General features: G+C 39.3%; 22 protein-coding genes. 9 read left to right on the top strand and 13 right to left on the bottom strand.

The genetic code is table 11. The features are described 5' to 3' along the window. Nucleotides 1-9: 9 nt before the first annotated feature. From H5163_RS11580 to H5163_RS11590, 3 genes are read right to left on the bottom strand one after another with little or no spacing between them, the layout of a single operon-like run. Nucleotides 10-987, bottom strand: coding sequence for a TRAP transporter substrate-binding protein (locus H5163_RS11580; RefSeq protein ID WP_259399807.1), 978 nt, complete (start codon nucleotides 985-987; stop codon nucleotides 10-12). 41 nt (nucleotides 988-1,028) lie between these two features. Continuing rightward, complete coding sequence (kduI, locus tag H5163_RS11585; protein WP_145239116.1) at nucleotides 1,029-1,871, bottom strand: 5-dehydro-4-deoxy-D-glucuronate isomerase; 843 nt, start codon at nucleotides 1,869-1,871, stop codon at nucleotides 1,029-1,031. Nucleotides 1,872-1,894: 23 nt separating this feature from the next. Next, nucleotides 1,895-2,659, bottom strand: a complete 765-nt coding sequence (locus tag H5163_RS11590) for an SDR family oxidoreductase (protein ID WP_182735178.1) — start codon at nucleotides 2,657-2,659, stop codon at nucleotides 1,895-1,897. A gap of 185 nt (nucleotides 2,660-2,844) precedes the next feature. On the opposite strand from H5163_RS11590, the gene H5163_RS11595 reads away from it, so the two are divergent. Genes H5163_RS11595 through H5163_RS11605 form a run of 3 tightly spaced genes read left to right on the top strand, consistent with a single transcriptional unit; the run spans nucleotide 2,845 to nucleotide 6,748 of the window. Continuing rightward, entirely contained in the window at nucleotides 2,845-4,302 is a 1,458-nt protein-coding gene (locus H5163_RS11595) for a tagaturonate reductase (RefSeq protein WP_182735179.1), read from the top strand. Between the two features lies 1 nt (nucleotide 4,303). Then, a complete protein-coding gene (locus tag H5163_RS11600; RefSeq protein ID WP_145239125.1) occupies nucleotides 4,304-5,791 on the top strand; it encodes a UxaA family hydrolase in 1,488 nt (495 codons plus the stop codon). Next, nucleotides 5,792-6,748, top strand: a complete 957-nt coding sequence (locus H5163_RS11605; protein WP_182735180.1) for a sugar kinase — start codon at nucleotides 5,792-5,794, stop codon at nucleotides 6,746-6,748. A gap of 240 nt (nucleotides 6,749-6,988) precedes the next feature. Here the strand turns inward: H5163_RS11605 and H5163_RS11610 are convergent, their stop codons facing one another. Further along, complete coding sequence (locus H5163_RS11610; protein WP_182735181.1) at nucleotides 6,989-7,741, bottom strand: siderophore-interacting protein; 753 nt, start codon at nucleotides 7,739-7,741, stop codon at nucleotides 6,989-6,991. 110 nt (nucleotides 7,742-7,851) lie between these two features. On the opposite strand from H5163_RS11610, the gene H5163_RS11615 reads away from it, so the two are divergent. From H5163_RS11615 to H5163_RS11625, 3 genes are all read left to right on the top strand, one after another. Beyond that, complete coding sequence (locus H5163_RS11615) at nucleotides 7,852-8,271, top strand: MarR family winged helix-turn-helix transcriptional regulator (RefSeq protein ID WP_145239134.1); 420 nt, start codon at nucleotides 7,852-7,854, stop codon at nucleotides 8,269-8,271. An 82-nt stretch (nucleotides 8,272-8,353) separates the two neighbouring features. After that, a complete protein-coding gene (locus tag H5163_RS11620; RefSeq protein WP_145239137.1) occupies nucleotides 8,354-8,767 on the top strand; it encodes a LexA family transcriptional regulator in 414 nt (137 codons plus the stop codon). Further along, complete coding sequence (locus tag H5163_RS11625; protein WP_145239141.1) at nucleotides 8,755-10,017, top strand: Y-family DNA polymerase; 1,263 nt, start codon at nucleotides 8,755-8,757, stop codon at nucleotides 10,015-10,017. Before H5163_RS11620 ends, H5163_RS11625 begins: the two co-directional genes overlap by 13 nt. A gap of 22 nt (nucleotides 10,018-10,039) precedes the next feature. On the opposite strand, the gene H5163_RS11630 is transcribed toward H5163_RS11625, so the two are convergent. From H5163_RS11630 to H5163_RS11650, 5 genes are all read right to left on the bottom strand, one after another. Continuing rightward, nucleotides 10,040-10,504: a hypothetical protein gene (locus tag H5163_RS11630; protein WP_182735182.1), complete on the bottom strand. Its 465-nt coding sequence runs from the start codon at nucleotides 10,502-10,504 to the stop codon at nucleotides 10,040-10,042. A 106-nt stretch (nucleotides 10,505-10,610) separates the two neighbouring features. After that, complete coding sequence (locus H5163_RS11635; protein ID WP_145239146.1) at nucleotides 10,611-11,129, bottom strand: DUF4240 domain-containing protein; 519 nt, start codon at nucleotides 11,127-11,129, stop codon at nucleotides 10,611-10,613. Further along, complete coding sequence (locus tag H5163_RS11640; RefSeq protein ID WP_145239148.1) at nucleotides 11,126-11,320, bottom strand: YwbE family protein; 195 nt, start codon at nucleotides 11,318-11,320, stop codon at nucleotides 11,126-11,128. Before H5163_RS11640 ends, H5163_RS11635 begins: the two co-directional genes overlap by 4 nt. Before the next feature lie 180 nt (nucleotides 11,321-11,500). Further along, nucleotides 11,501-11,782, bottom strand: a complete 282-nt coding sequence (locus tag H5163_RS11645; protein WP_182735183.1) for a hypothetical protein — start codon at nucleotides 11,780-11,782, stop codon at nucleotides 11,501-11,503. Next, complete coding sequence (locus H5163_RS11650; protein WP_145239155.1) at nucleotides 11,775-12,020, bottom strand: hypothetical protein; 246 nt, start codon at nucleotides 12,018-12,020, stop codon at nucleotides 11,775-11,777. The genes H5163_RS11645 and H5163_RS11650 overlap by 8 nt, the downstream gene beginning before the upstream one ends. Nucleotides 12,021-12,122: 102 nt before the next feature. Here H5163_RS11650 and H5163_RS11655 point away from each other — a divergent pair, with 102 nt between their 5' ends. Together H5163_RS11655 and H5163_RS11660 are read left to right on the top strand one after the other, a co-directional pair. Next, nucleotides 12,123-12,929, top strand: a complete 807-nt coding sequence (locus tag H5163_RS11655) for an ion transporter (RefSeq protein ID WP_182731243.1) — start codon at nucleotides 12,123-12,125, stop codon at nucleotides 12,927-12,929. A 191-nt stretch (nucleotides 12,930-13,120) separates the two neighbouring features. Then, a complete protein-coding gene (locus tag H5163_RS11660; RefSeq protein WP_182735184.1) occupies nucleotides 13,121-15,385 on the top strand; it encodes a GGDEF domain-containing phosphodiesterase in 2,265 nt (754 codons plus the stop codon). A 125-nt stretch (nucleotides 15,386-15,510) separates the two neighbouring features. Here the strand turns inward: H5163_RS11660 and H5163_RS11665 are convergent, their stop codons facing one another. Next, nucleotides 15,511-17,469: a methyl-accepting chemotaxis protein gene (locus tag H5163_RS11665; protein ID WP_182735185.1), complete on the bottom strand. Its 1,959-nt coding sequence runs from the start codon at nucleotides 17,467-17,469 to the stop codon at nucleotides 15,511-15,513. A 563-nt stretch (nucleotides 17,470-18,032) separates the two neighbouring features. Between H5163_RS11665 and H5163_RS11670 the strand changes: the two genes are divergently transcribed. Further along, entirely contained in the window at nucleotides 18,033-19,778 is a 1,746-nt protein-coding gene (locus H5163_RS11670; protein WP_182735186.1) for a PAS domain S-box protein, read from the top strand. Nucleotides 19,779-19,893: 115 nt separating this feature from the next. On the opposite strand, the gene asd is transcribed toward H5163_RS11670, so the two are convergent. From asd to H5163_RS11685, 3 genes are all read right to left on the bottom strand, one after another. Next, nucleotides 19,894-21,036 (bottom strand): aspartate-semialdehyde dehydrogenase, encoded by a 1,143-nt coding sequence (asd, locus tag H5163_RS11675; RefSeq protein ID WP_182731235.1) that lies wholly within the window; start codon nucleotides 21,034-21,036, stop codon nucleotides 19,894-19,896. Nucleotides 21,037-22,035: 999 nt separating this feature from the next. After that, nucleotides 22,036-24,759: a TonB-dependent receptor plug domain-containing protein gene (locus tag H5163_RS11680; protein WP_145235564.1), complete on the bottom strand. Its 2,724-nt coding sequence runs from the start codon at nucleotides 24,757-24,759 to the stop codon at nucleotides 22,036-22,038. Between the two features lie 72 nt (nucleotides 24,760-24,831). Then, nucleotides 24,832-26,451: a hypothetical protein gene (locus H5163_RS11685; protein ID WP_145235567.1), complete on the bottom strand. Its 1,620-nt coding sequence runs from the start codon at nucleotides 26,449-26,451 to the stop codon at nucleotides 24,832-24,834. Between the last annotated feature and the right edge of the window lie 136 nt (nucleotides 26,452-26,587).

Consider the following 26,587-nt stretch of genomic DNA (forward strand, 5'->3'; position numbering starts at 1 on the left):
TGTGTGCTCCTACATGCTTTTTATTTTTTTAATGTGATCTGCAACCGCTGTATTAGCGAACGAAGCATGAAAATCAGCCACTTTATCTTGAAACGCTTGTTTGTCTGGGTAAGTCACTTGTACGCCTTCTGCGATAACTGCTTTAAGCGCCTCATCAGATGCGTTTTGCCACAGTGAACGTTGGTACTCAACAGAGTCGGCCATCGCTTGGGTTAACCACTGTTGTTGTTCGTTGTTAAGTGAGTTCCAAACATCTAAGCTTGCTAAAATTACATCTGGAACAAAGGTGTGTTCGTCCAGCGAATAATATTTAGCGATTTCGTAATGACGAGATAAGTAATAACTTGGCGGATTATTCTCTGCGCCATCAACTACACCTTGTTGCAGTGCGGCATATAATTCGCCCCATGCAATCGGTGCTGCTGCGCCGCCTAAAGCTTGCACTGTTGCAACTGCTGTAGGGCTATTTAACACGCGAATTTTTTTACCTATTAAATCATCTGGGGTATTAATCGCGCCATTAGTGGTGTAAAAGCTGCGGCTGCCTGCATCGTAATATCCCAAACCTTTAAGCCTTGCAGTGCTTACTTTATTAAGTAGCTCGGTGCCTAAGTCACTTTTAAGTACACGCCAAAAATGTTCACTATCGCGAAACAAATACGGAATGCCAAACACTTTCATCTCAGGTACAAAGCCTTCCAGCGGGCTTGCCGATACTTTAGTGATTGATAAGCTACCTATTTGCAATAGTTCAATGAGTTCACGTTCAGACCCCAACTGACCACCTGGATAGATAACAATTTCCATTGTGCCATTTGAATAAAATGCCAAACGTTCAGCCATATATTCCATTGCTTGATGCACCACATGGCGCGTGTCTAATGTATGTGCCAAAGTTAATCGCACTGTTTTTTTGTCATCAGTGCAACTAGTTAGCAAAAATAACGACAAAACTAGCATTATCTTTATGAGAAGATTTCTATTCATTATTATTTCTTCTTATCGCTATATGATCATTAAAGAGCTGATTATCTCAGCTCGCTTGGTTGATATTTATCCATATCATCATAATCGAGGTTTTCACCAGCCATGCCCCAAATAAAACTGTAGTTTTGTGTGCCAGCACCTGAGTGAATTGACCATGGTGGCGATACCACTGCTTGCTCGTTATGTACCCAAATATGGCGAGTTTCAGTCGGCTCGCCCATAAAGTGACACACCGCTTGCTGCTCTGGCACTTCAAAATAAAAATACACTTCGTTGCGACGATCATGCTGATGAGCTGGCATGGTATTCCAGACGCTGCCTGGTTTTAATTCCGTTAGCCCCATTTGTAGTTGGCATGTTTGTACTACGGTATTGATCAGCATCTGATTAATATCGCGCTCATTGGAGGTTTCAAGCGCACCTAAATGCAATACATTGGCATCATTACGTGTCACTAACTTATTTGGATATTTGTGGTGAGCTGGTGCAGAATTAAGATAAAATTTTGCCGGATTGCCACTGTCATGACTAGTAAACAGCACCTCATTGGTATCTTTACCTAAATACAAGGCATCTTTATAGCCAAGCTGAAAATCTTCTCCATCAGCAGTCACCGTGCCGCTGCCGCCAACATTGATCACACCAAGCTCTCTACCCGTTAAAAAGTTTGCTGCTTTTAAGTTGTCTACCGTTTCTAACCTAAGCGGTGCGCTGGTTGGCACCGCACTGCCCACCATAAAACGCTCGTAGTGAGTGTATAACCAATAAATGGTGTTCTCTTGCATGAGTTTGTCGACCAAAAACTCATCTCTTAACTGTTGGGTGTCATAGCCTTTAACTTCATTTGGACCAACGGCATAACGTGACTCTATTTGTGTGCTCATAACATGCTACCTAAAATTAAAAATTATCGTGCTAACCAGCCACCATCAACCGCAAGAATATGGCCATTGACATAGTCACTGGCTGTTGATGATAAAAATATGGCTGAACCAATTAAGTCTTCTGCTTCACCCCAACGCCCCGCAGGGATACGCTTTTCAATTTCACTATTACGGGCGGCATCATCTTGTAATGCTTGGGTGTTATCGGTTCTAAAATAACCTGGCGCAATAGCATTAACCTGAATATTGTGTTGCGCCCATTCGTTTGCCAGCGCTTTGGTAAGACCCGCTACCGCATGTTTGCTCGCGGTATATGCTGGGACTGTCATACCGCCGCTGTATGACAGCATTGAGGCAATATTAATTATTTTGCCAAACCCTTGTTTGATCATGTTTGGCGCAACCGCTTGGGCCAATAAAAAACTGGCATCAAGGTTTACTTTCATAACATTCTGCCATTGCTCATACGGGTAATCCACCGCAGGGCTGCGAAATATAGTGCCGCCAACATTGACCAAAATATCAATCCCGCCATGTTCAGTTAACGCTTTGTTTGCTAATGCGTTAACTGAGTCTGCATTACTTAAATCAGCAGCATAATCAAAAGCTACACCGCTACGGTCTTTGATCATCTTACACGTTGCTTGGCAGCCATGCTCTTTACTACTACTGCAAATAACCTTTGCACCAGCAGCTGCTAAACCCAGTGCAATTTGTTGACCCAGTCCGCGGCTTGCACCGGTGACGAGTGCTGTTTTTGAAGTTAGATCAAACAAGGTGGCTGTCATTTAAAATTCCTGTATAAAGTATTTATTACGTAATTACTAACTCAATGTAAATTGAATTAACTAAACTTGTTAACACCCATTCTTCGCTACCGGTGGCAGTTTGTCAAATATTATTTGCCACCGGTGGCAAATGTGGCTAAGATGTAAAAATCAATCAGCCCATATAACGTTTATAGGTTCATATTATGCAAGCACTGAATAGAAAAAACTTTAATAAAAACAAATACCCAACAAAAATAATGCAATACGGTGAGGGGAATTTCTTGCGTGCCTTTATCGATTGGCAAATTGATAAACTCAACGAAACGAGTGATCTAAACGCCGGCGTTGCGGTGATCCGCCCTATTGATTATGACGCAATTCCTTTACTTAATGTTCAAGACGGTTTGTATACCACTATTATTCGTGGCTTAAACGAGCAAGGTGAAACAGTTGCCGATCACCGTATTATTAGTTCAATCAATGAAGAAATTCCTGTCTATAAAGATTTTCCGCGTTATATGGCATTAGCTGAGAATCCGGATCTGAAAATTATTTTTTCAAATACCACTGAAGCTGGTATTGAATATATTGATACTGATAAACTCGATAACGCACCCGCTAAAGCATTCCCAGCTAAATTAACGCAGTGGCTGTTCCATCGCTTTAATCACTTTAATGGCTCAGCTGACAGCGGCATGGTGATCATCCCTTGTGAGTTAATTGACTACAACGGCGAAAAACTCAAAGAAATAGTATTTCAATACTGCCAACTTTGGCAATTACCTGAGGCGTTTTCAACCTGGTTGAATGAAGCTAACCACTTTTGCTCAAGCTTAGTTGACCGTATTGTTACAGGCTTCCCCCGTGATGAGCATCAACAACTACAAGAATCGTTAGGTTATTTAGATAACTTTATGGTAACCGCTGAGTACTTTCACTTGTTTGTTATTCAAGGACCGCAGCATCTAGCAGAATTACTATGCTTACAAAACAGCGACCTAAATATAAAAATTGTTGATGATATTTCACCTTACAAACAACAAAAAGTCGGTATTTTAAATGGTGCTCATACGGCTTTAGTGCCACTAGCTTACATGGCGAACATTGATTCTGTGGGCGATGCGCTGGCCGATCCTTTGTTTGAAAAATACCTAACACAATTAATCTTTGCTGAAATTATTCCCACTCTTGATTTACCTGAAGATGAATTAAAGCGCTTTGCCAATGATGTACTGAACCGCTTTAGAAATCCGTATATTTGCCATTTATTACTGGCTATTTCACTCAACAGTATGACTAAATTTAAGACCCGTATTTTGCCGCAGTTGCACACCTATGTGAAAACAAATAACGCCGTACCGAATATGATGGCATTGGCTATTGCAGGGCAAATTTTGATGTATAAAGGCCTACGTAATGAGCAGCAAATTGAATTGAGCGATGCACCACAATGGCTAGAACTATTTAATACCCTGTGGCATGACTTTGATAACAACACCCTATCCTTAAACACGCTTGTTGAACAAGTACTAGGGGCACAATGGCATTGGGAAAGTGATTTAAATGAACTTCCTGAATTAACTGCCACCGTTACAGCTCACCTACGTAATATGCTCACTGAAGGTGTAGCTACTACGCTTACTAACCAGTTAGGCCAATAATATGAAACCATTAATTAAACTACACCCAACTGATGATGTTGCCATTGCAATGCGTAATATCACCGCTGGTGAAATATTGCCCGTTGATGGCGAAGAGATCTTAGTCAATGAGAACATTGATAAAGGCCATAAAGTGGCGCTGCGTGATATTAATAAACAAGAGAATGTTATTAAATACGGTGCCCCCATTGGCTTTGCCCTAGAGAATATTCAAAAAGGCGGTTGGGTGCATACCCATTGCGTTAAAACCACCCTCAATGATGAACTGGATTATCAGTATATTCCTGAGTTTATTGAGCAAAGTGAAGCGACCCCTTCGCCTGAAGTAAATATTTATCGTAGACAAAACGGTGAAATTGGCATTCGTAATGAAATCTGGCTGATCCCTACGGTAGGCTGTGTTAATGGCATGATCAACCAAATGATCAAAGAGTTTAAACTGCGTCATCCACAATTAGAAATTGATGGCATTTATGCGTTTCCTCACCAGTTTGGCTGCTCTCAGCTGGGCGATGATTTAGACACAACACGGATACTGCTACAAAACATGGCACTGCATCCAAATGCTGGTGGCGCTTTAGTCGTTGGCTTAGGCTGTGAAAATAATCAATTACCGGCATTTCGTGATGGCTTAGGGGATTACGATGAAGGCCGAATTAAGTTTTTGATCACCCAACAAGCGGATGACGAAATTGAAGAAGGCGTTGCGCTACTTGAACAAATTTATGCCCAAGTAAAACAAGATAAACGTCAACCGGGTACTTTATCTGAAGTAAAGTTTGGCCTTGAATGTGGTGGCAGCGATGGTTTGTCTGGTATCACGGCGAATCCGATGCTGGGTTATTTTTCAGATTATTTAATTGCTCAAGGTGGCACAACGGTATTAACCGAAGTACCTGAAATGTTTGGCGCTGAAACTTTATTAATGTCGCGCTGTAAAGACGAGGAAACCTTTAACAAGCTCGTTAACATGGTTAATAACTTTAAAGGTTATTACAAAGCTCATAATCAACCTATTTATGAAAATCCGTCGCCAGGTAATAAAAAAGGCGGGATCACTACCTTAGAAGATAAATCATTAGGGTGTACGCAAAAAGCCGGCACCAGTAAAGTACAAGCGGTTTTACACTATGGTGAACGCCTGCAAATACCTGGATTAAATCTATTAGATGCACCAGGTAACGACCCTATTGCCACCAGCGCACTTGGTGCTGCAGGTTGTCATATGGTGTTATTTACCACTGGCCGCGGTACGCCTTATGGTGGATTTGTGCCAACGTTAAAAATTGCTACTAATTCAGAACTTGCCAATAAGAAAAAACGCTGGATAGATTTTGACGCTGGCGTTTTAATTAACGATGTCTCAATGGAGCAAGTCCACGGGGAGTTTGTTGAACTGCTAGTCAACATCGTAAACGGCCAACCAACTTGCAATGAAATAAACGACATTCGTGAAGTCGCTATTTGGAAAAAAGGAGTGACGTTATAAATGACACCTAAGTCCATCGCAATTATTGGCGAATGTATGGTTGAGCTTAGCGGCCAACCATTTACTGCTATGCAACAAAATTATGGCGGCGACAGCATGAATACCGCCATTTACTTAAAAAAACTCGCAGGCAATGAAGTAAACGTCAATTACGTCAGTGCCATGGGCACTGATCCACTAAGTCGTGCACTGATTGAAAAATGGCAAGCTCACCATCTTAATACTGACAATGTGCTGCTCAGTCATAACAAACAACCGGGTTTGTATATGATTCAAAACGATGTGTCAGGGGAGCGTACTTTTCAGTATTGGCGTAGCGACTCAGCCGCTAAATATTTATTGCAACATACTGATTTTAAAAAAGTACTAACCAGCCTTGCCGAAGTTGATGCTATTTATTTATCGGGGATCTCGCTGGCAATTTTAGCAGAGCAAGATTGCCATACTTTACTCAGCCATTTAGCGTTACTAAAACAGCAAGGGATAAAAATTATTTATGATAGCAACTATCGCCCTGCATTATGGTCAAGCAAAATGCACTGCCACCTTGCCAATAATAAAGCATACGCACTAGCCGATTTAGCATTAGTGACCTTTGACGATGAAGCACAATTATGGGGAGATAGTAATGTTGCGCAATGTACCGAGCGTTTGCACCAACAAGGCGCTCACGAGGTCGTTGTAAAACTCGGCGCAGATGGCTGCCAATACAGTAAAAAACACCTTGATAATTCAATTTCAGTCGAGCTGTTTAATACTGTCGCTGTAGAAAAAGTGATCGACACTACCGCCGCAGGTGACTCATTTAACGCCGGCTTTTTAGCCCAGTGGTTAACAGAGCAACCTATAAAACAATGTGCACAAGCGGGTAATTTACTGGCCGCCCAAGTGATCCAAAAGCGTGGAGCAATTGTCGAGATAGACATTGCTACAATCAAACACACAATAAAGGCTTAGCTATTTTTTCTTGCTCTACATCAAAAACTACTAATACAGTGAGCGCTTTATTTAGCCCGCTAGAATGGTTAAATACTTAAATCGATTAGTTAAGACTCTTTAACGTCTCGACACCGAACCTGAGTGCATACCTAAGTTTACTTATTCTAAAGTAAGTGCTGTGAGACGCTTATTTTGTTTAAGTAAACTTCCTCTCATGGGTATGCACTCTAATTCCCTTACTTGCTGCTAATAATGTGATTAAACCGTTAGCTTGCCATCTGCATCAACACCTTGCTTCCAATACGCTGAGCAGACAATCTTCTCACGCGGTATTGCATATTTATCAATCGCTAAATCTTTAATGGTGCGCACAATAGCAGCTTCTAGCGCCATGAAAATCAATGGTTTTTGCGTATATTGATTCAATAGCACTGAAGCCTGATCAACCACATCTATTTGCGGCTGCATTGTAATTAACCAATTTATAGTGTGTTTGCTGTGTGCTTTGATTGTATCGAGCTCGATAACATCCTGCGCGTCAGCAACATGAATGATCACATCAACATCAGCTGTTGCAGGTAGTTGCTGTAAATACCCGTTAATAGCATTAACTGAGGTTAAATCAGCAATCATCAAATACTGCGACTGACTAAAATCATCAAGCTTTTTAGGGCCAGGGCCTGCAATTGCGAGTTTATCACCAGGCTTTGCTTGTTTAGCCCAATCAGTTGCGATACCACGATGCTGATTGACGACAAAATCAAGCGTAATTGTATGGTTAATAGTATCTATAGCTCTGATTGTATATGAGCGCTTAGGTGCAGGTTCACCTGCTTTGAGGTCAATTTCAACCTCATCTTGTCCAGCATGTGGTAATAGTACTTTTACGTACGCACCTTGTTGATCCGCAGGAAAATCATGAAACTCATCTGAGCCAACAACCAGACGCTTTAAATGCGGGGCTATCGCTGTTGTGCTTATTACGGTTGCACGACGTACTTTTCTACTCATTTTGATCTCCTCAGAAGGTTTATTTACGTGTTTAATTGCACAACGCCCCATTGGTTGATAAAATCAACTATAGCAATTTAATTGACTTTGTCAACCATTATGGATTTATTATGAACTCTTCATTGGCCAATACATTATTTGCTTTAATGCAAAATTATCGCGTTACCATACGAGAAGCTATTAATGCAGGTGAGCTTGGGTTAAACGCAATGCATGTGCGTTGCCTACATATTATTGCAGCGACAACTCACTGCACTGCTAACGATATTGTGAATCAAACCCAGCGCGATAAAGCGCAAATTGCACGCTTAGTTAAAGAACTAATTACATTAAAGCTGATTGACAAAGATGCCAGTGAGCACGATAAGCGTTGCTTTATCTTATCGTTTACCTCTGAAGGTCATGCTCTTTATGACAAACTATTAAACGCCGAACAGCATGTTAATGAGCAAATGTGCAAAAACTTAAACTCTCAACAAATCAATGACTTTTTAGATACTGCTCAAAAAATGATTAAAAATATGCAGTGATCGCAGATCCATTACTTGGCATAAGTTAACTAAAACACATATACTGTACACTTATACAGTATATGTGTTTGGTTAATTATTTATGTTTGTTATTCCTATTTATATCGAAGCGGGCGTATGCGGGTTTGAATCACCTGCCGCTCAGTATAAAGAACTTGGTTTATCACTGGATCAGCTATTGATCAAACACCCCGATGCGACGTTTATTGGTGTGGCATCCGGCTGCTCAATGCAAGAGGTCGGTATTTTTGACGGCGATTTATTATTGGTTGATCGCGCCGAAGAAGCTAAAAATGGTGATGTCATTGTAGCTAACTTAAATGGTTTATTTGTTTGTAAATTATTAGATAAAACTAATGCACGGCTACTTTCTGCATCGGACTTATATCCCCCAGTGCAACTGACTGATAGTGATGAATTTCAATTAGAAGGTGTGGTTACTCGTTCGATTCGATTACATCGCTCTAGTGCTGAGCTGCGCCAATGTATTGCTTAGTGGATGCAGTGGCGTTTTACGCCAGCGCTGAAAAAGTATTTGATCCAGCGATCCGCTCAAAACCTGTTGTAGTATTAACCAATAACGATGGCTGCATTTGTGCGATATGTCCTATCGCGCGGCGCTTAAATATCCCTAAGTTTCAGCCCTACTTTAAAGTTAAACATTTACTGGCCAAACATAAGGTGGTTATTCGCTCATCTAATTATGAGTTGTACGCGGATCTAAGCGATAAAATGATGAATGTGATCAGCCGTTTTTGCGACACCCAACATGTATATTCGATTGATGAAGCATTTTTGCAGTTTAACGGCTTTACCCCACTCATTAATGACTGGCATCAGTATGGCCAGTTAATTCGTCGCACAGTTTGGCGCGAAACAAAACTCCCTGTTGGAGTTGGCTTTGGCCCTACACCAACCCTTGCTAAAGCAGCTAATCATGCTGCTAAAAAGCTCAACGGTTTTAATGGGATTGCAGTGATTGATAGCGAACAAGCACGACAACATATTTTAGCCGCGATGGATGTAGCTGATGTATGGGGCGTTGGCAAACGTTTAGCTAAAAAACTCAAACTACTTAACATTAACAGCGCGCTTGATTTAGCCAAACAAACACCAAAACGTATGAAACGTTTATTTAGCGTAGTGCTTGAGCGTACAGTTAATGAGCTAAATGGCATTGTGTGTTTAAATTGGGATGATGTACGCCAAGATAAGCGTGAAATTTTTTCGACCCGTAGTTTTGGTGAACGTTTAACTGATCCGGTTGCATTAAAAACAGCGTTGATCAATCACAGTATTATTGTCGCTCGCAAACTACGTCAGCAACGCTCCTTAACTAAACGCCTGTTACTATTTGTGGCAAGCTCGCCCCATGAGTCACATTACTATAAAAAATCATTAGTGTATGAGTTACCCGTATCTAGCGCAGATAGCCGTGTATTTGCTAAAGCAATTAGCGAAATATTTACGCAGCTATATCAACACAACGTCCGTTTTTATAAATGTGGTGTGGGTGCACTCGAGCTTAGTTCACAACAGTTTCAACAACCCGACCTATTTGCTCCTAGCCAAGACAACATAAAACTAATGGAGTGTTTAGATTCAATTAATAAGCGATACGGCTACGACACGCTAACTCTGGCAAGTCAGCAACAAAGCCAAGCATGGCATATGAAGCGTGCATTTTTATCGCCTCAGTACACAACGCGTTGGCAGCATTTACCGAAAATAAGTTGTGATTTATAAAAAACTCACATTATCGTTAAATTTAAAGTTGTAGTTCAAACTGACAACGAACATTACTTCTCTCTACACTGTACGCAAGCGTTGTAGGCGAAATAAAACGCAGCGTTTGGCTAGTGTCTAAATTATCTGTCTCGTTTTCACAGCGAGTATGGCGTAGTGACATGGTAATGCTTTGCGTGGTGTATTTATACTTAGTAGTGACCAAACAAAAGTTAGCAACTTTATTCGTTTGTGTGCCATGGTGTAAGTTATTAAAAATAATTTCATCACCGAGCTTAAAGCCAAGATCAGGCTCATTTGCATCAAGCCATGTTAACTGTCCACCAGCACACATTTTAGCCTCACCTGATACCAATTGATAACTACCAACCTTAGTATTGAATAAACTAATAAACTGACTCTTATTACTTGGCAGCTCAGTTTTAGCACTGACAACTGTACTTAAAAAAACCGACACTAAACACAGTAATACTTTACGATAGCGCATTAAATACCTGACATTTATTGATTTATATACTCAGCATAGCATAGCTACGGTGATTAAAATAAAAACCAGCCAGTATACTGAGTCATGGTTGGTTTTTAATATTATGTTACTGCCAATATTTAGCAAATAGTTGCGGATATGCCAACTTTAAAAATTTAGGCTTATCTTTAAAGCGTTTACCTTTGGGTTGATCAAGGCCTGAAGGAGCAAAGGGTAATTCGTCTTCATTACGCTGTTCATATAATAAACCAGCGATCAAGTCATACTCATCTAAGTAAGGATAAGGCTGCTCGTTTAAATGATAAACAGGAGTGCAATCAGCCAAAGAATCAGCATTTTCAAGCGCAGCATTAAAAGCTGCTTCACCACGAGAAATTAACCAACAACGAAATTCTGAGAAACCGTATTCATCATTGCAACCGGCCATTACAAACGCAGCACCGAATAGCTCCCAAGTATAACTTTGGCGCATACAAATGCTAAATTGCTTATCAAATTCAATGAGCTGTGCATCGCTTAAATCTGTAAGTAAACCTTTTAAACGTTCACTGACTGATTCTGGCTCTGCGGTTCTATCTGCAACGGTAACTAATTGCCAGAATTCGCTTAAAGTAAGTGCACTCATGACAAAATCTCTTTCACTCGCCCTACTTGACCATCCTCTAAGCGCACTTTAATACCATGCGGATGATTGGGTGATTTAGTCAAAAGGCGCTCAACAACACCTTGCGTTAATGTGCCGCTACGCTGATCTTGTTTTAAAACGATATTAACTTCGGTGCCTGGGGTGATTTGTGAACGAGTAGGAACTGCCATAATGGATCTCTTTTACTATTTTGTTGGATTATAGCTGTATGTCATCTTGATACCAAACTAAAGCACCGTAATCGTTGTGTTTTCACGCTCTGATAGTTAACCTGAGCTTTGCTTGTGCAATAAACAATCAGTCTGGATTTTGATTATTAATTACATTAGACACATCGATTTTCCTTAAATTTAATCAGCTAAAAACAGAACCTCTTGAGGGGTTAAGTTAATAACAGCCAGCTCTGTTACTATAATACTTTCGACTAACGCTAGCTGTTGCTTTTGTTTTGCCTGCTCAAGTGCAAGCGCATCAATAAAATAACATCTGACTTTAAGTGATGTAGCTGGTTTTTTTAAATCTATATGATGAGTTAACCAACTAAAGTCTGTTAGATGATCTTTGATCTGCTCGCATGCGCCAGTTAAAATAGCGCGCAATAATTTATCGAGCTGCTTTTGCGTTTTAGTCATTTTTAGTGGTGTGCTCTTGGCTTAAGTCGTTCTCTGGGACTATATCTTGCTGCTGTTTAAATTCTTTGTAACCGTCTTCTTGGCGCTTTATACATTGATGGTATTCTTTATCTGCCATATGACTACATTCGCCTAAGCGAGCAGCTTGAACTTCGTGATATCGGGCATCAGTACTACAAGCGGTTAAAAACAGAACCGCGAAGGCACTTACAACCCATTTTAGCCTATTGAAAAGCATTAAAAATTCCTTACATTTTAAACTGGAAAAGTAATTCATCCGTGACGATTTTGCTGTATATTGCAAACGTTTTATATCTATAACCGTTAAGGGCTAATTATGATGTTGTCGCAGTTACAAGAGCTGTTCCAGCGTATCGATAAAAGTAAACTATTTCAATCATTTGTTATCGCCGTTATTGTCGTATCAGCGCTCACTGTTGGTGCACACACTTATTCGTTACACCCCACTGTTGAATTTGCTTTACATTGGATGGACGTTGGCATCACGGTGTTTTTCTTAATAGAACTAATTATCCGCTATGTTGCAAGTAAAGGCTTAAAAGCCTTTTTTAGCAAAGGCTGGAATATTTTTGACTTTATAATCGTCATTGGCAGTTTATACCCAGCTGCAGGTTCGACCATTTTTATAGCCCGTTTATTACGAATATTCCGTGTACTACGTTTAGTCTCTATGGTGCCAGAACTGCGTTTGTTGGTTAATTCATTATTAAAAGCCATACCGCAAATGGGCTACATTGCACTACTAATGTTTGTTATTTTCTATATTTATGCCGCAACTGGTAGCATGTTATTTTCTGATATAAACCCAGTCCTATGGGGAGACGTATCAATTTCAATGTTAACTCTGTTCAGAATAGCAACCTTTGAAGATTGGACCGACGTCATGTACGAAACCATGGCTGTCTATAAGTTGAGTTGGATTTACTACCTTACCTTTATATTCTTAACCGCTTTCGTATTTTTAAACATGATGGTAGGCGCTATTTTAGAAGTTATGTCAGAGGAGCATCGCAATGCCCGCGAAGAGCAAGCCGATGTAGATTCATTGCCCGCAACCCAAGGGCAAATAAATGAGTTAAAAGCGCAAATAGCAGAACTAAAAACACTATTAAAACCCAAAAGCTAAGTATTGATAAACTAGCACCTAAGGATATAAAGGCTTAGGTGCTACCGCCATTATAATTAAGCTGCTCTGTAGTTTCCTTCCCCCTAAACCAAGCATTTATTCTTAGTAAAGGATTTAAAAACTAATAAATTATTGCTTTTAGCTATTTATCAATGGTCTAATAAAAAAATGATAAATCTACACCAACTATAATGCATTACTTAAGTCGCTACTTTTTACTATCAGATCACGTTAATTCAAACGTTCTAGTACCTAACTGGCGTATCAGTGCACTACGCATTATTTTAACCGCTGGTGTAATTTTATGTTTCTCAGTATTTTGCCATACTTTAAACGCCGCAATTGAGTTCAACTTAATATATATTATTGTGCTTGCTGCAAGCTTTTCTGTGACAATGGCCACCTTACTAATTGCTAGCCGTAAATACTTTACTTTATGTGCACATGCCCTGCTACTAAGTATTGTTGCCGCAACAATCTCAATGAATGTATTTTTAACAGACATCAACCTTGCAAAGGTAGGCTCTATGTATATGTATGCATGCCCTATTATTGCATTGATGCTGTTAGGTGTGAGGACCGCGCTAGGTTATGCAATTTTAAATATCGTGCCTTTTTACTTTATAATAAACAACGTTGATATTTCATCTCTGACTTCTATAAATACACAACTACCAAATTCAGACTGGTATATATCAGGGCTATTATTTTTATTCTTTAATATCTGTATTCCGCTCGCAGTTGCGCGAACCATTGTTGCTGCAAAACGCTTAAATCAAACCATGGCAGAATCAAATAGTCATCTAGCAGCAAAAAAAGAGCTTTATAGAACGTTTTTTACTGAATCAAGTATTGCAAAAATAATTATCGATAGTGATAACACCGTTATAGATTTTAACAGCCAAGCGAAAACGTTATTTGGTTTCAAAGCAACAGTTAAAAACAGCACCGTTAAACTCGATAAATTATTACCTAATCTAGTAATTGTAGCTAACCAACATAAGGACCAAGTATTTAAATATAAAAACACCTATAAAACTGTACATTGCCAGCAAGTTACTAACTCTAATTACTGTGTGCTGCGCTTTGATGACTGCACTGAACAACATCAAATAAAACAAAACTTATTAGCAATGGAGCAAGAAAACAAACGTTTACGTTACAGCGATGGTCAAACACACCTCCCCAATAGAGAATGGTTTGAGCTTCAGTGTGAAAGATTTGTAGCAAAGTACCAAGGCGATTTCTATATTGTGGTCACCCAGAGTGCGAATAATGAATATTTAAATCTCAAATACAGTAAAGCAGATGCAAAAGCACACTTAGTATCTGCTTATAAGCGCTTAAAAGACTCTAATGAAGCCCTCGTTCTGTGCGCTCATGTAGGTAATAATAAATTAGCATTTATAATAACTACAAGCACTACTAACGAAATAGAACATAAGCTCTTAAACGAGATTAAACATGTGGTTGATGAACCTTATATAATCCGGGGCGAAAAATACCAGCAGTCATTTTTATTTGGTTTTTCCAACTTTCCAAGACAAGGAAAAAGCAGTGCTAATGTATTAAACAATGCAATTGAGGCATTAAAACTTGCTGATAATCATCGCCCTATTAATGGTTATGATGAAAAACGCTCACAAGAATTTTTAGAAAAACACGAAATATCAATGTTATTGGACGAAGCACTTCATAACGGCGAGTTAGAGTTACACTATCAACCTAAAGTAACACATGACGGCAAGTGCATTGGACTTGAAGCATTGGCACGCTGGAACAGTCAAACTCTTGGTGTTGTATCACCCGCGGTGTTTATTCCGATCGCAGAGGAATACCGTATGATCAGTCGGCTAACAGATTTAATAATTCAAAAGGTATGTGCTCAAATTGCAACTTGGAGCAAAGATGAAATCCCACTAGTGCCTGTTGCAATAAATATATCATTGCTTGATTTTGGCCAAAGCGATTTCATGTCAAAATTAGTAAAATACTTAGCGGACTTTAATGTCAAACCAAGTCAAATTGAATTAGAACTGACCGAAACATCATTAGAAGCGAACCAAGAATATTCATTGGCGTTGATGCAAAACCTACAATCATGGGGATTCACAATTTCCGTAGATGACTTTGGCGTAGGCTATTCAAATATTGCGCGCTTAGCCGAATATCCTATAAATAAGCTAAAACTTGATCGCTCGCTAATAAGCCAAGTTACAAGCTCAACAAGGCAGAAGAGCTTAGTAAAAGCAATTCACGTCATGTGTGATGAACTTGGAATAAAATGCGTATCTGAGGGAGTTGAAACACAACAACAAGTCGAAATTATGGCAAATATGGGGTGTAAAGAATTTCAAGGCTTTTATTTCTCAAAACCATTATCTTCCTCCCACTATAACGAGCACATAAAACAACAAGGTTTGAATTTCAACCCCAAAAAAATACCAGAAAATTAATGCAGCACATAGAATAAAATCACTATTATAAAGCAGACAACACTCATTAGCATTGCAAAATAATGAGTTCAATTGTCAAAGAATGGCTATATGTTGATTATTCTTTATTTTAGACGCTGTTATTATTACACTTTAAATTTACCAACTAAATCAGTAAGAACGTGCGATAAGGCTTTTAATTTATCTCCATTATTACTGGTATTAGCGGCAATATCGCTAACATCATCAGCCGCATTTTTAATTTCTATAACATTGCGATTTATATCTTCAGCGACATGCTGCTGCTCTTCTGCAGCGGTTGCTATCTGCGTATTTAAGTCACTAATATTAACAATAGACGCTGTTATTTCCGTAAATTGTTGCTGTGCAGCATGGGATAGTTCAACCGTTTTATTAGTGCTGTCTAAACTGCGTTTCATTTCAGTAGTGACTTGACCAGACATGCTACGTAGTTTATCTAATTGCGTAGCAATCTCTTCTGTGGATTCAGACGTACGTTGCGACAGTGCACGCACTTCATCTGCAACGACAGCAAAACCACGACCATGATCACCCGCTCGAGCAGCTTCTATTGCAGCATTTAAAGCAAGCAAATTAGTTTGCTCAGCAATGCCTCTTATAACGCCTAAAATCGACATGATATTTTCACTTTCAGTGTCAAGTTGCGATATATCATCCGTTGCTTTACTTATAACTTCGCTCAAAACAACCACGCTTTGAACGGTCTCTGTGATTACTGTTTGACCTATCTCTGATGCCTGTTGCGTTTGCATAGCCAGATCTGCCGCATTAGCACAACTTGAAGCTACTTCGTTGGCTGTCGCAGCCATTTGATTAATTGCGGTTGCCGCCATTTCCAGTGCTTGCTGTTGTTGTGAGGTAGAACAAGTTAATTGCGATGCTTGTGTAGACGTTTGCTCTGACGTACCGCTCACATTTAGTGCACATTCGTTGATCTGTCTTACTAAATCAGCAATCAAGTTTAAGAATAGGTTAAAACTATTGGCCAGCTTAGCCGTTTCATCTTTTGTCTTAATTGTGAGTCGTCGAGTTAGATCACCACCACCTTGTGCAATTTCAGTCAGACCATCACTGACTTCAACTATAGGCGAAGAAATTACTTTTGAAATGTAACTTGCGATTAAAATGAATACAATAATTAGCACCGTACTAATAATTATAATTGTCAATGTCATGGTGTTTGCAGCGCTCATCACCTCTGACTTTTCAACTAAACCAATAAATTTCCAGCCCAACTTAGCTGAAGTATATATATTGGCAATAAAATCTTTGTTATTGATGACAATTTCAAACTGACCTTGAGTATTTGCAGCTAACTGTTTGTATTTACCATCCGCAATATCTGCCAAACGTTTAAAACGAAAATCTTCATTTTTAACATCAACAAGTACATTTCCCGTATCTTCAATCAACATTAAGTAACCGGTTTCACCCAGCTTAATATTAGCAATAATTTCTGTCAGTCCTTGCAAAGAAACATCCATTCCCTGTACACCGATAATTTGTCCATTATCTTTTATTGCTTTTACGGTAGAGACAATAACCATATCGTCAGCTGCCCAATAATAAGCACTAGTGCGAACCGTTTTACCACTTGCAGATTTACCTGTTAAATACCAAGGTCGAGATCGTGGGTCATAATTAGCATTAACTTCTCCCGCTGGCCACTGAATATAACCACCTTGTTCATTACCCATATAAATATAAGCAAGCCCTGGGTGAGTTTGGCCGAAGTGATCAAACTGTTGAAATGCGGCACGCTCAACACTGCTGCCTTGGAGATGTTTCAGCATCACTGGATTATTTGTGTCAACATGAGCTTTGACATCTTGTTTAGCAGCTAAGACCATTTGATGTGAAGCTAGATAATCAACATTTTTTTCTATTTCAGAAAAAAACATAGCAATACCATTATCTATTTGCCGTGCTTCTCTTTCGCTCATTTGCGCAAAGTTATCAAGCGCTTGGTCTCTTGTTTGCGTGATCACTAGCGCCGCAATAATAAAAAGAGGTAAGGCGATAGCTGAGGCAAAAGATAGTTTTAACTTTTTTGATATATTCATAACAGAAGGCCAAATAAATACTCTCATAAATATAGTAAGCTGTTGAGTATTCAGCAAGAAACTATCAAGCTAATTAAACCGTAACAAAACTAAAGCGAGGTAAGACAACAATAAAAACAATGCTAATGGCGAGTTTAATTACTGCGTTTTCGAGAAAGTTAGCTATATATCAATCAAGGGTCTATAATTCAATGAGTGTTTAGAATTTCATCCTCTTGTCCTCTTGATGTCACCCTATTGCTGAAAATAATTATAGCTGCGACTGATCCAATAGTTCATTCAGAACGTTCGACGGGTAGGAGTTACGCTAAATAACTCAGACTAATGTTTGTAAAGCTTGTTTAGGATGTATCTACTATCTGAGTAATGTATTTTATAACTAATTTTATTTTCAAATGAATTACGCTCGTTATATGGCTAACCCTGCTACTTAACTTCTCTTTCTCTTATCTAATATTTCATCGCTCTTAGAAAGCGAATACACACTGCTAATAAACAGCCTGAATACGCCTAATAGCATCTGCAAACTGGTGTGTTAATACACTAAAATGAAAAGGTTTTTCATGTTTTTCAAAAATAATGATTTGTCTAAACGTTCAATGGACCAAACTGTAATCGCAGTTATAACCATTAATGATAATAATGACGTTGTATACATCAACCATGCTGCCGAGACACTCTGGGGATATAAAGCTGAAGAAGTACTTGGTAAAAATGTTCGTATGTTAGTACCAAAAGTTCATCAAAAAAACCATGATAGTTATGTAAATCGCCACCGTGCAACTAACGAAGATCGGATTGTTGGCTCTGCCGTTGAACTGCAAATAGAGCGTAAAGATGGTTCAACAACCTGGATCAATATAACTTTATCTCAAGTAAAAATGGGCAAAAAGCTTTACTACACAGCGTTTGCCCGCGATTGCAGTAAAGAGCGTGATGAGCGCTCAATGACTGAACAAGTTCTAGAGCAAGCTCACGATGGTGTAATAACTATCGACAGTCAAAACTTGATCATTTTTGCTAATCCCGCGGCTGAGAAAATATGGGGCTATAGCCGTGAGGAAATGATCGGTCAAAATATTAAAATGTTGGTAGCACCAGAGCACCGCAGCAAACACGACAGTTACGTCAATCGTAACCGTGATACCGGGGTTAATCGGCTAATTGGTAAGCCAATAGAATTACCAATTCATACTCGCGAAAAGACTATTCGCTGGGGCTTAATTACTTTAGCTAAAGTCGTTGTCGGCGATGAGATTTTATATACTGCGTTTGTAAAAGATGTCACCGATGAAGTATCGAAACGCGAAGAAGTTGAAATGTTATCGCTAGTGGCTAATGAGACCAGTAACGCCGTTGTTATTACTAATGAACAAGGTGAAATTCTTTATGTAAATAATGGTTTTCAAACAATGACAGGTTACCAACTCGATGAAGTGAAAGGGAAAATACCTGGTAAATTCTTGCAGGGCAATGACACCGATCCCCAAACCATTGCAAATATTCGCAATAAGCTTAGCCAAAAGCAGCCCTTTTATGAAGAGATATTAAATTATAATAAACAAGGCAAACCATATTGGATTGCTATGTCAATTAATCCTGTATTTAACGAACAAGGAAAAGTACATCGTTATGTCTCTGTGCAAGCTGACATTACTGTAACCAAACAATCAGCCAAAGACTCTCTTGATCGATTAGCCCTCATTAATGAGTCGTTAATGGTTGTTGAATTTCAGCCTACAGGTGAGCTCGTGAATATGAATAAACTGTTCCTTGAAAAAGTGGGCAGTAACGAGGCAGCAAAAGTAGCAGCGAATACCATATGGCAACAACTTCAAAAGCAGCAGAGCACAACTATCAATCAAGACGAGCAACTAAGTTTGGTCGTTGAATTTACAGATAAACAACAAGTTCAACGTTCGTTCGATGCACAGGTTTGTGAATTGAAGGATTTTTCTGATCAAGTAACACGTTACGTAGTGTTTGGTGTAGATATTACTGATCGTCAAATTGCACTAAAAGAAACACATCAGGCAATGCAAGAACTCTTAAAAGTGGGTAATCAAATCGGTGACATTGTTGGCAGTATTTCTGGTATTGCAGGACAAACAAACCTACTAGCTTTGAATGCCGCTATTGAAGCTGCTCGTGCTGGTGATGCTGGCCGAGGTTTTGCCGTAGTCGCATCAGAAGTTAGAGAGCTGGCAAGTCGTTCGTCAGGATCAGCTGATCAGATCAGTGATTTAGTAGATGCAACACGGACCCGAATTGACCAATTAGCAGACTCACTTGAACGAATTAATCGTTAATAAACATCGTACTATATTTGCCGACTATTCACGCGCAACTAAGTGTGTTTAAAAGTAAAAGGGCTGGCACATTGCCAGCCCTCTATATTAACTGTACTAAATGGCAGCTAATAAACTAATGTTTATTATCAACAATAATGCGTAGCATACGACGCAGTGGCTCTGCAGCACCCCATAATAACTGATCGCCAACGGTAAAAGCACTAATATATTTAGGTCCCATTGCTAACTTACGAATACGCCCTACAGGAATACTTAATGTACCAGTTACTTTAACTGGGGTTAAATCCGTAGCAGTGATATCACGCTCATTAGGGATAACTTTAACCCACTCATTGTGTGAGGCTAAAATCTGTTCTATTTTCTCGACGCTAATATCTTCACGTAGTTTAATGGTCATAGCTTGGCTATGACAGCGCATTGCACCAATGCGCACACATAAACCGTCAATAGGCACAGGCTGTTTAGATGAACCTAAAATTTTGTTCGCTTCTACTTGCGCTTTCCATTCTTCTTTAGATTGACCCGATGGCATTGGCACATCAATCCATGGGATAAGACTGCCTGCTAACGGCACACCAAATTGCTCTTGCGGTAAATCGCTTGAGGCTATTTGCTGTGTGACTAGTTTATCAATTTCTAAAATAGCGGCTTGTGGATCAGCTAGCTTGTCAGCCACACTTGCATGAATAGAGCCCATTTGCGCAATGAGCTCTTTCATATTGCGAGCACCGGCACCCGATGCAGCTTGATAAGTCATTGGGCTTACCCACTCAATCAAGTCTTGCTCAAATAAACCACCCAATGCTAATAACATGAGTGACACTGTGCAGTTACCACCCACATAGGTTTTTACGCCTTGCTCAAGACCTTGTTCAATCACATCTTTATTGACCGGATCAAGTACAATAATACTGTCATCGCTCATACGCAGTGCTGATGCCGCATCAATCCAATAGCCGTCCCAACCTGCTTCACGTAATTGTGGATACACAGCTTTGGTATAATCGCCACCTTGACAGGTGATAATAATATCCATTTTTGCCAGCGATTCAAAATCCATTGCATTAAGTAATGGTTTTGCAGGACCCGCTAAATCAGGGCCAAGCTGACCGGTTTGTGAGGTGGTAAAAAAAGTGGTGTCGATATGAGCAAAATCATTTTCTTGTTGCATACGCTCTAATAACACTGAGCCAACCATGCCCCGCCATCCGACCAATCCTACTTTTTTCATTGTTTGTTCCACTGTTTGAGTCATAAGAAATACCTAATACGTTAAAAATTAAAATTCATTGCGTGAGATTTAATTTTTAGAACGAACAATCTAGCACTGTGATCGAGGCAACACCAGTGTTACTCATAGAACATAAAATTTTTTCATCTTGAGTCAATAATCATATTTCTAATAGTTATGATTATTGTGCGTCATTGTAAAAGACCGGTGTTTTTGACATCCAACTGATTCATCTGTTGCTATTTTTTTGCAATATGAAACTGACTATCTGTACATAAGTAAGTTAATAAGAATGCAATAAACAAGATTTATAATCATTTCGCATTTTATAGTCAGATGTATTGTGTATTATTTTATTTATTAAAAGGAATCAAAAAAAATGAAAACATTATACTTTTCTATCTTTAGGTGTATCTGCAAATATTAACGAAATCAATGTAGAATCGAATACTTCTTTTGCCAGTGTTGAACACACATCGGGCTCAACAAAAAGCTTATCTACATCAACCCAACCCTACCGTAATAGTTGATAGTTGATAGTAGTTATAGCAACTTCTTTGTCAGTTTTATATCGGGAAATCAATTCTGTAAAGAGCGAGATCATAAGCGAGAAATCACTGGCAGCACAGTGAAGTGTGGTGAGGATGAATATGAGTATGCGGAATATGACTGGTATGGTAGCGCATGGGTTTCAAAAAATACTGGTAGTAAAAATCAGTGTTATCCATTGTACGCTAGTATAAAGTGCGGTAACTAACGTAAACAAACAGCTCAGTAACAACTGAGCTCTTATTCCATGGCGCAAAAGTTCCTCCAATTAATATCAACATAGTTCAACTCATCATTAATCACATATCATCATTAAAATAATAGCCTTATATCAATTTGCATTAAATGATCACTTCTTTAATAACACAGATATTACACAACCATTAGTTTTACAAATAGCAGATATTAAAAAGCCCTGCATTTGGCAGGGCTGAGATAATAAAGACTTATGTAATTTGCCTTTATTAGATGACTTTAAAACTCGTAGCTAAAGCTCACGCTTAATTCTCTAGGCGTTTCTTGAGAACGAATTAGCACATCATTTTGTTCTACTTCAAAGTTTTGTCCCAACATATTTTTCACTTTAAGTGTTAATGTGGTATTAAACGTTGGGTAATAACTATAAACCATGTCTAACGAGTTTAAAGGTTGTTCGTAAGCGTCATCAAAGTTATTAACACCCGCAGCTAAAATACGATCACCAAATACATTGTAGATAACAGATGCTTGATGCATGCCATCATGTGAATCGTAATTCAGTTGCAAGTTGGCAACATACTTTGAATGGCCCGTCATACGTCGCTTTAGGTTCGTGAGATCGCCGCGCTGTTCTTCTGCAATTTCAACTTCTGAATCACTGAGCGTTATATTTCCAGAAGTAAAAAAAGCGCCCCCTAATAAATCACTGTGCAACTCAGTTAACCATTCAGCTTCAATACCGTAAACATAGGCTGTTTCTGCATTGTCAAACTGCAGAGTAAAACGGCCGTCGCTTTCTGTTAATAGTGCTTCGATTGGTTTATCGATATCTTTATAGAATGCGCCAACTGAGTAATTATCGCCATTGTCCATATAAAACTCGATACGTGCATCAAAGTTATCTAGGTAACTAGATTCTAAGAATGGATTACCAAGCGTTCGATAACCGGTCAGCGGATCTTGGAATTGAACAGGGCTTAGCTCTCGCAAATCAGGGCGTACAACCGTGTTGCCATAACCAAAACGAACTTGATACGATTGCTGACTATATGTCATAGATAACGAAGTAAAATACTCATCTTCCATCACACTTGCTTGTTCTATCGCATCTGCACTTAATTTATCAGCCAATAAAGCAGGATCGAATGCTGAGCGAGAAAAAGCAAGCGCAACTTGGCGGAAGTCCTCGTAACGCACACCACCGCTTAAACGCCAATCTTGAGCAAACGTTACGTCAAAAGAGCCGTAGTAAGCATCAATCATTTGCGCTGCTAAGTAATCATCAGCTGTTGGTTCTTGGAACAATAACTCGACATCCGTTGAATCAACAACAGCATCGTTAGCAAAAAAACTACCGATTGACAGTGCTTCTTCTTCACTTTGTGCTAGATCTAAAGACTGAGTTTGGTTAAAACGATAGTTAAAAAAATCAGTGCGGTAATCACGTGTTTTTTCAACAAAATAACCACCACCCGCAATTTCTACTTCGGCGTTATCAAAGTAAAAAACTTTGTTTACATTAACGCCCCAGTTTTCTACATCGTCTTCTAGCTCTACAAATCGATACAAATAAGGATTACCACCTAAGCTACCATTGTAAAAAGTACGTTGATATTTGCCATCTAAGTACTCATCACGAACCGTTACTTTAAGCTCACCAGGTATACTTGTAGTCGCTGTTGAGTCAGTATATTGCCAATCTACACCAACACCTTCAAGAAAACCCCAATCTAAATTGTGCATTCCACGAAGCTGAAGTATTTCAAGTTCTCGTTCCTCAAAAGAGGTTAAGTGACTACGCTGCAACTGCCCAGCATCAATACTTAATGACTTTGAAGGTTCTTGGTAAAGCGCAACAGAGGCTTCATCTTCAGAATCTCGTAACATCATATAAGTTGCTGTTAAATCATGACCTCCAATTTTATAACCTAAATTTAGAGAGCTATTTAACTTTATATTATGCTTGGTTGACACTTCTTTCTCTGTTGCAGAGTAACAAGTAAAGTCATCTTGTGAACATGAGGACTCAGATGCGTCAACAGAAGAAAGTACAGCGCTAAACTTCTCAGCATTGGACCATTCATTTTCATAGGCAACTGACGCTAAGAAACCAAACGAGCCGTCTAAGCCAAATAAGTTATCAAAACGGTCGCCATACACAGCTTTAATACCGGCATCAGGATTTAAACTTTCTTTTTCCAAGCCAAAATCTCTTGGCAATGCTTTTGCTAAACTTTTATTTAAGTCTATCGCGGCAGCTTGGCCAATATCAGCCCCCTGACGTTTTGACTCTACATCTCTGATATTTCTATACGAAATATCAGACAGGCCATTGATATAGGTATTTAACGCAGTCTTAACTGAACCGGGTAATGCGCGTGTACCATCATCTTTACCTAACCAATCATCACTGCCACCATTATATGTATAGCCTTCGTCGTTTGTATCTTTATAACTGGCACCAATTTCGACTTTAAATAAAGTATCATTTGGAATGCTCTTGGTTCTGATATTAACGTCACCACCACCAAAAGCCGCAGGCATATTTGGTGAATAGGCTTTTTGTACAGCCAAGGATTCAATAATACTTGATGGGAAGATATCAAGTGGAATTACATTTCGTGTTAGATCCGGGCTTGGAACTACCGCGCCATTTAAACGTACGCTAGAGTAACGCTCACCTAATCCACGGACATAGATAAACTTATCGTTAACTAATGATAAGCCTGTAACACGGCGAAGTGCCGAAGCTGCATCACTATCACCCGTTCTAGATATTTGCTCTGAACCCATTATATCAGCGACAAACGCCTGATTTTTACGCTCATCAATTACGGCACTAGCACTGCCTTTAAGGCGCGTACCTGTTGCAACAACTTCTTCTATCGCGTCTTCATTTATTATTTCTTGTGCCTGATCAGCGAAAGAATGAAATGAAGAAAAAAGGGAGAGCAGAGATAAAGTTATTAGATTGGTTTTAAACTGCTTTTGATGTTTCATATTTATATCCTCTAAACCTAAAATTCCCTTAAAAAAGGCGCCGTAGCGCCTTATAATTAGAGCCGGTCTAGATTAATTACTAGCGCGTTGTAAAGATGCGGCAACAAAATCAGCCCACTCACTTGATTCACCTTCTTTAAGTGCACCAATATAGCCTGCGTTAGTAAAGAAAGAGTTAACTTCACTCATGTCTTTAGCTGTTGTAGCTACTGCAGTGCCTTGTGAATCAGTAATAGTGGCAGCTGTTGAAACACCATCAGCACCAAGTACATTTGCAAAATCAGCAAAACCAATTAACTGGTTATTCTCGCCACCAGTAAACCAAGAAGCAATATCAAAACTTGCTAATGCGCCAGTTAAAGGTGTATTTACGTCTTCAAAATTCTTACCACAAGCAAATATTGAGCTCATAAATGCGATATCGCCATTATTTGCATTCGCATGCACACCAGCATCCCCTGATTGGTCTTTTTCATTATATAAATCAAGACAACCAGCACCATCTACAGATGAAGAGTTTACAAATAGCATATTAGCTAATTGCGCTTTACCCCATTCTTTCATTTCCATACCAGCACCAGTACGACGCCCTTCAGCACCTTGGTCGCCAGTAGTTACAACCGTTGCATTAGCAATTGTTGGATTAGAAACAGTTGTTACTAAATCTTGTGCATCTGCTGATAATGGATCTACCTTAGCGCCATCTGTTTCAAAGCCATGGTTTCCATATTCATTTGAACGTACAAGAATAAATTGTCCATAGCCTTTCCAGCCTTCATCCCAATCAATACCATCATCACCTGTATCAGTAATAACAATATGTTTAAGGTTAACGCTACCACCAAAAAGCTCTATACCATCATCGAAACCATTATGAACATGCACGTAATCAATCGTTGTGCCTGAACCTACAGCATTAAGGGTTAAACCATTGAGCTCATCGCCTTCAACACCAAAACCCGCATATTTTATAACTATATGCTTAAGGATACCGCTGCTATCTTGCGGATCATTACCACCATAATACGATACAATACCTTCGGCAGCGTGGTTACACATATCTTGTGCCGCAGCCGCAGCCGTGCAACGGATAGAATGGCCTCTGCCATTTACCTGAACGCCACCCCAATCACCAATTTGTGCGGTTGTTGCATCATCGCCATCAACTTCTTTGATGCTTGTGAAAATAATTGGCTTATCTACTTCACCAATTGCTTCAATATTTGCACCACGTGCAATACGAATAAAACTCTCAGGCTTAGTAAAAGCTATCGTCGCGCCAGCTTCAATAGACAATGTAGGACCATTGCCATCAATTGTAGCGCCTGTTGATGTGTCTACATCATCACCAATAAATAATGCACCTTCAAATACATGTGCGCCGCCACTGCTTAATGCAGGGATAACAAAAGAGCTGGTAATTTCTTTCGCATTACTTGCAAATGCTTGACTGTAAACACAGTTAACACCCTTTGCTTCACCTGTAAATGTAGCTCCATCTAATGTATATGTAGCGCAACTTAATGTATCACCACCATTATCACCACCTGGGTTAGTCACTGAGTTGTCTACACTATTATCTACACTGTTATCAACTGTTGTAGGTGTAACATTAATATCACCACCGCCACAACCAGCGAGTGTAATTGCAGTAGCCACAAGGCTGACTTTAAATAAACCAGATAATTTCATTGTTCACTCCGTTAAAGTATTTAATTATTTTGTTAGCGCATTAAGTAAAACTCAAGTCACTTTAAAACACGAAAAACATGCTTTAAGGTCACTTGAGCTTTAGAACGAGGACTACAATACGGGAGGTGTATGACAA

This window comes from Pseudoalteromonas sp. SG44-8 (assembly GCF_014164125.1).
GTDB classification, from domain to species: domain Bacteria; phylum Pseudomonadota; class Gammaproteobacteria; order Enterobacterales; family Alteromonadaceae; genus Pseudoalteromonas; species Pseudoalteromonas rhizosphaerae.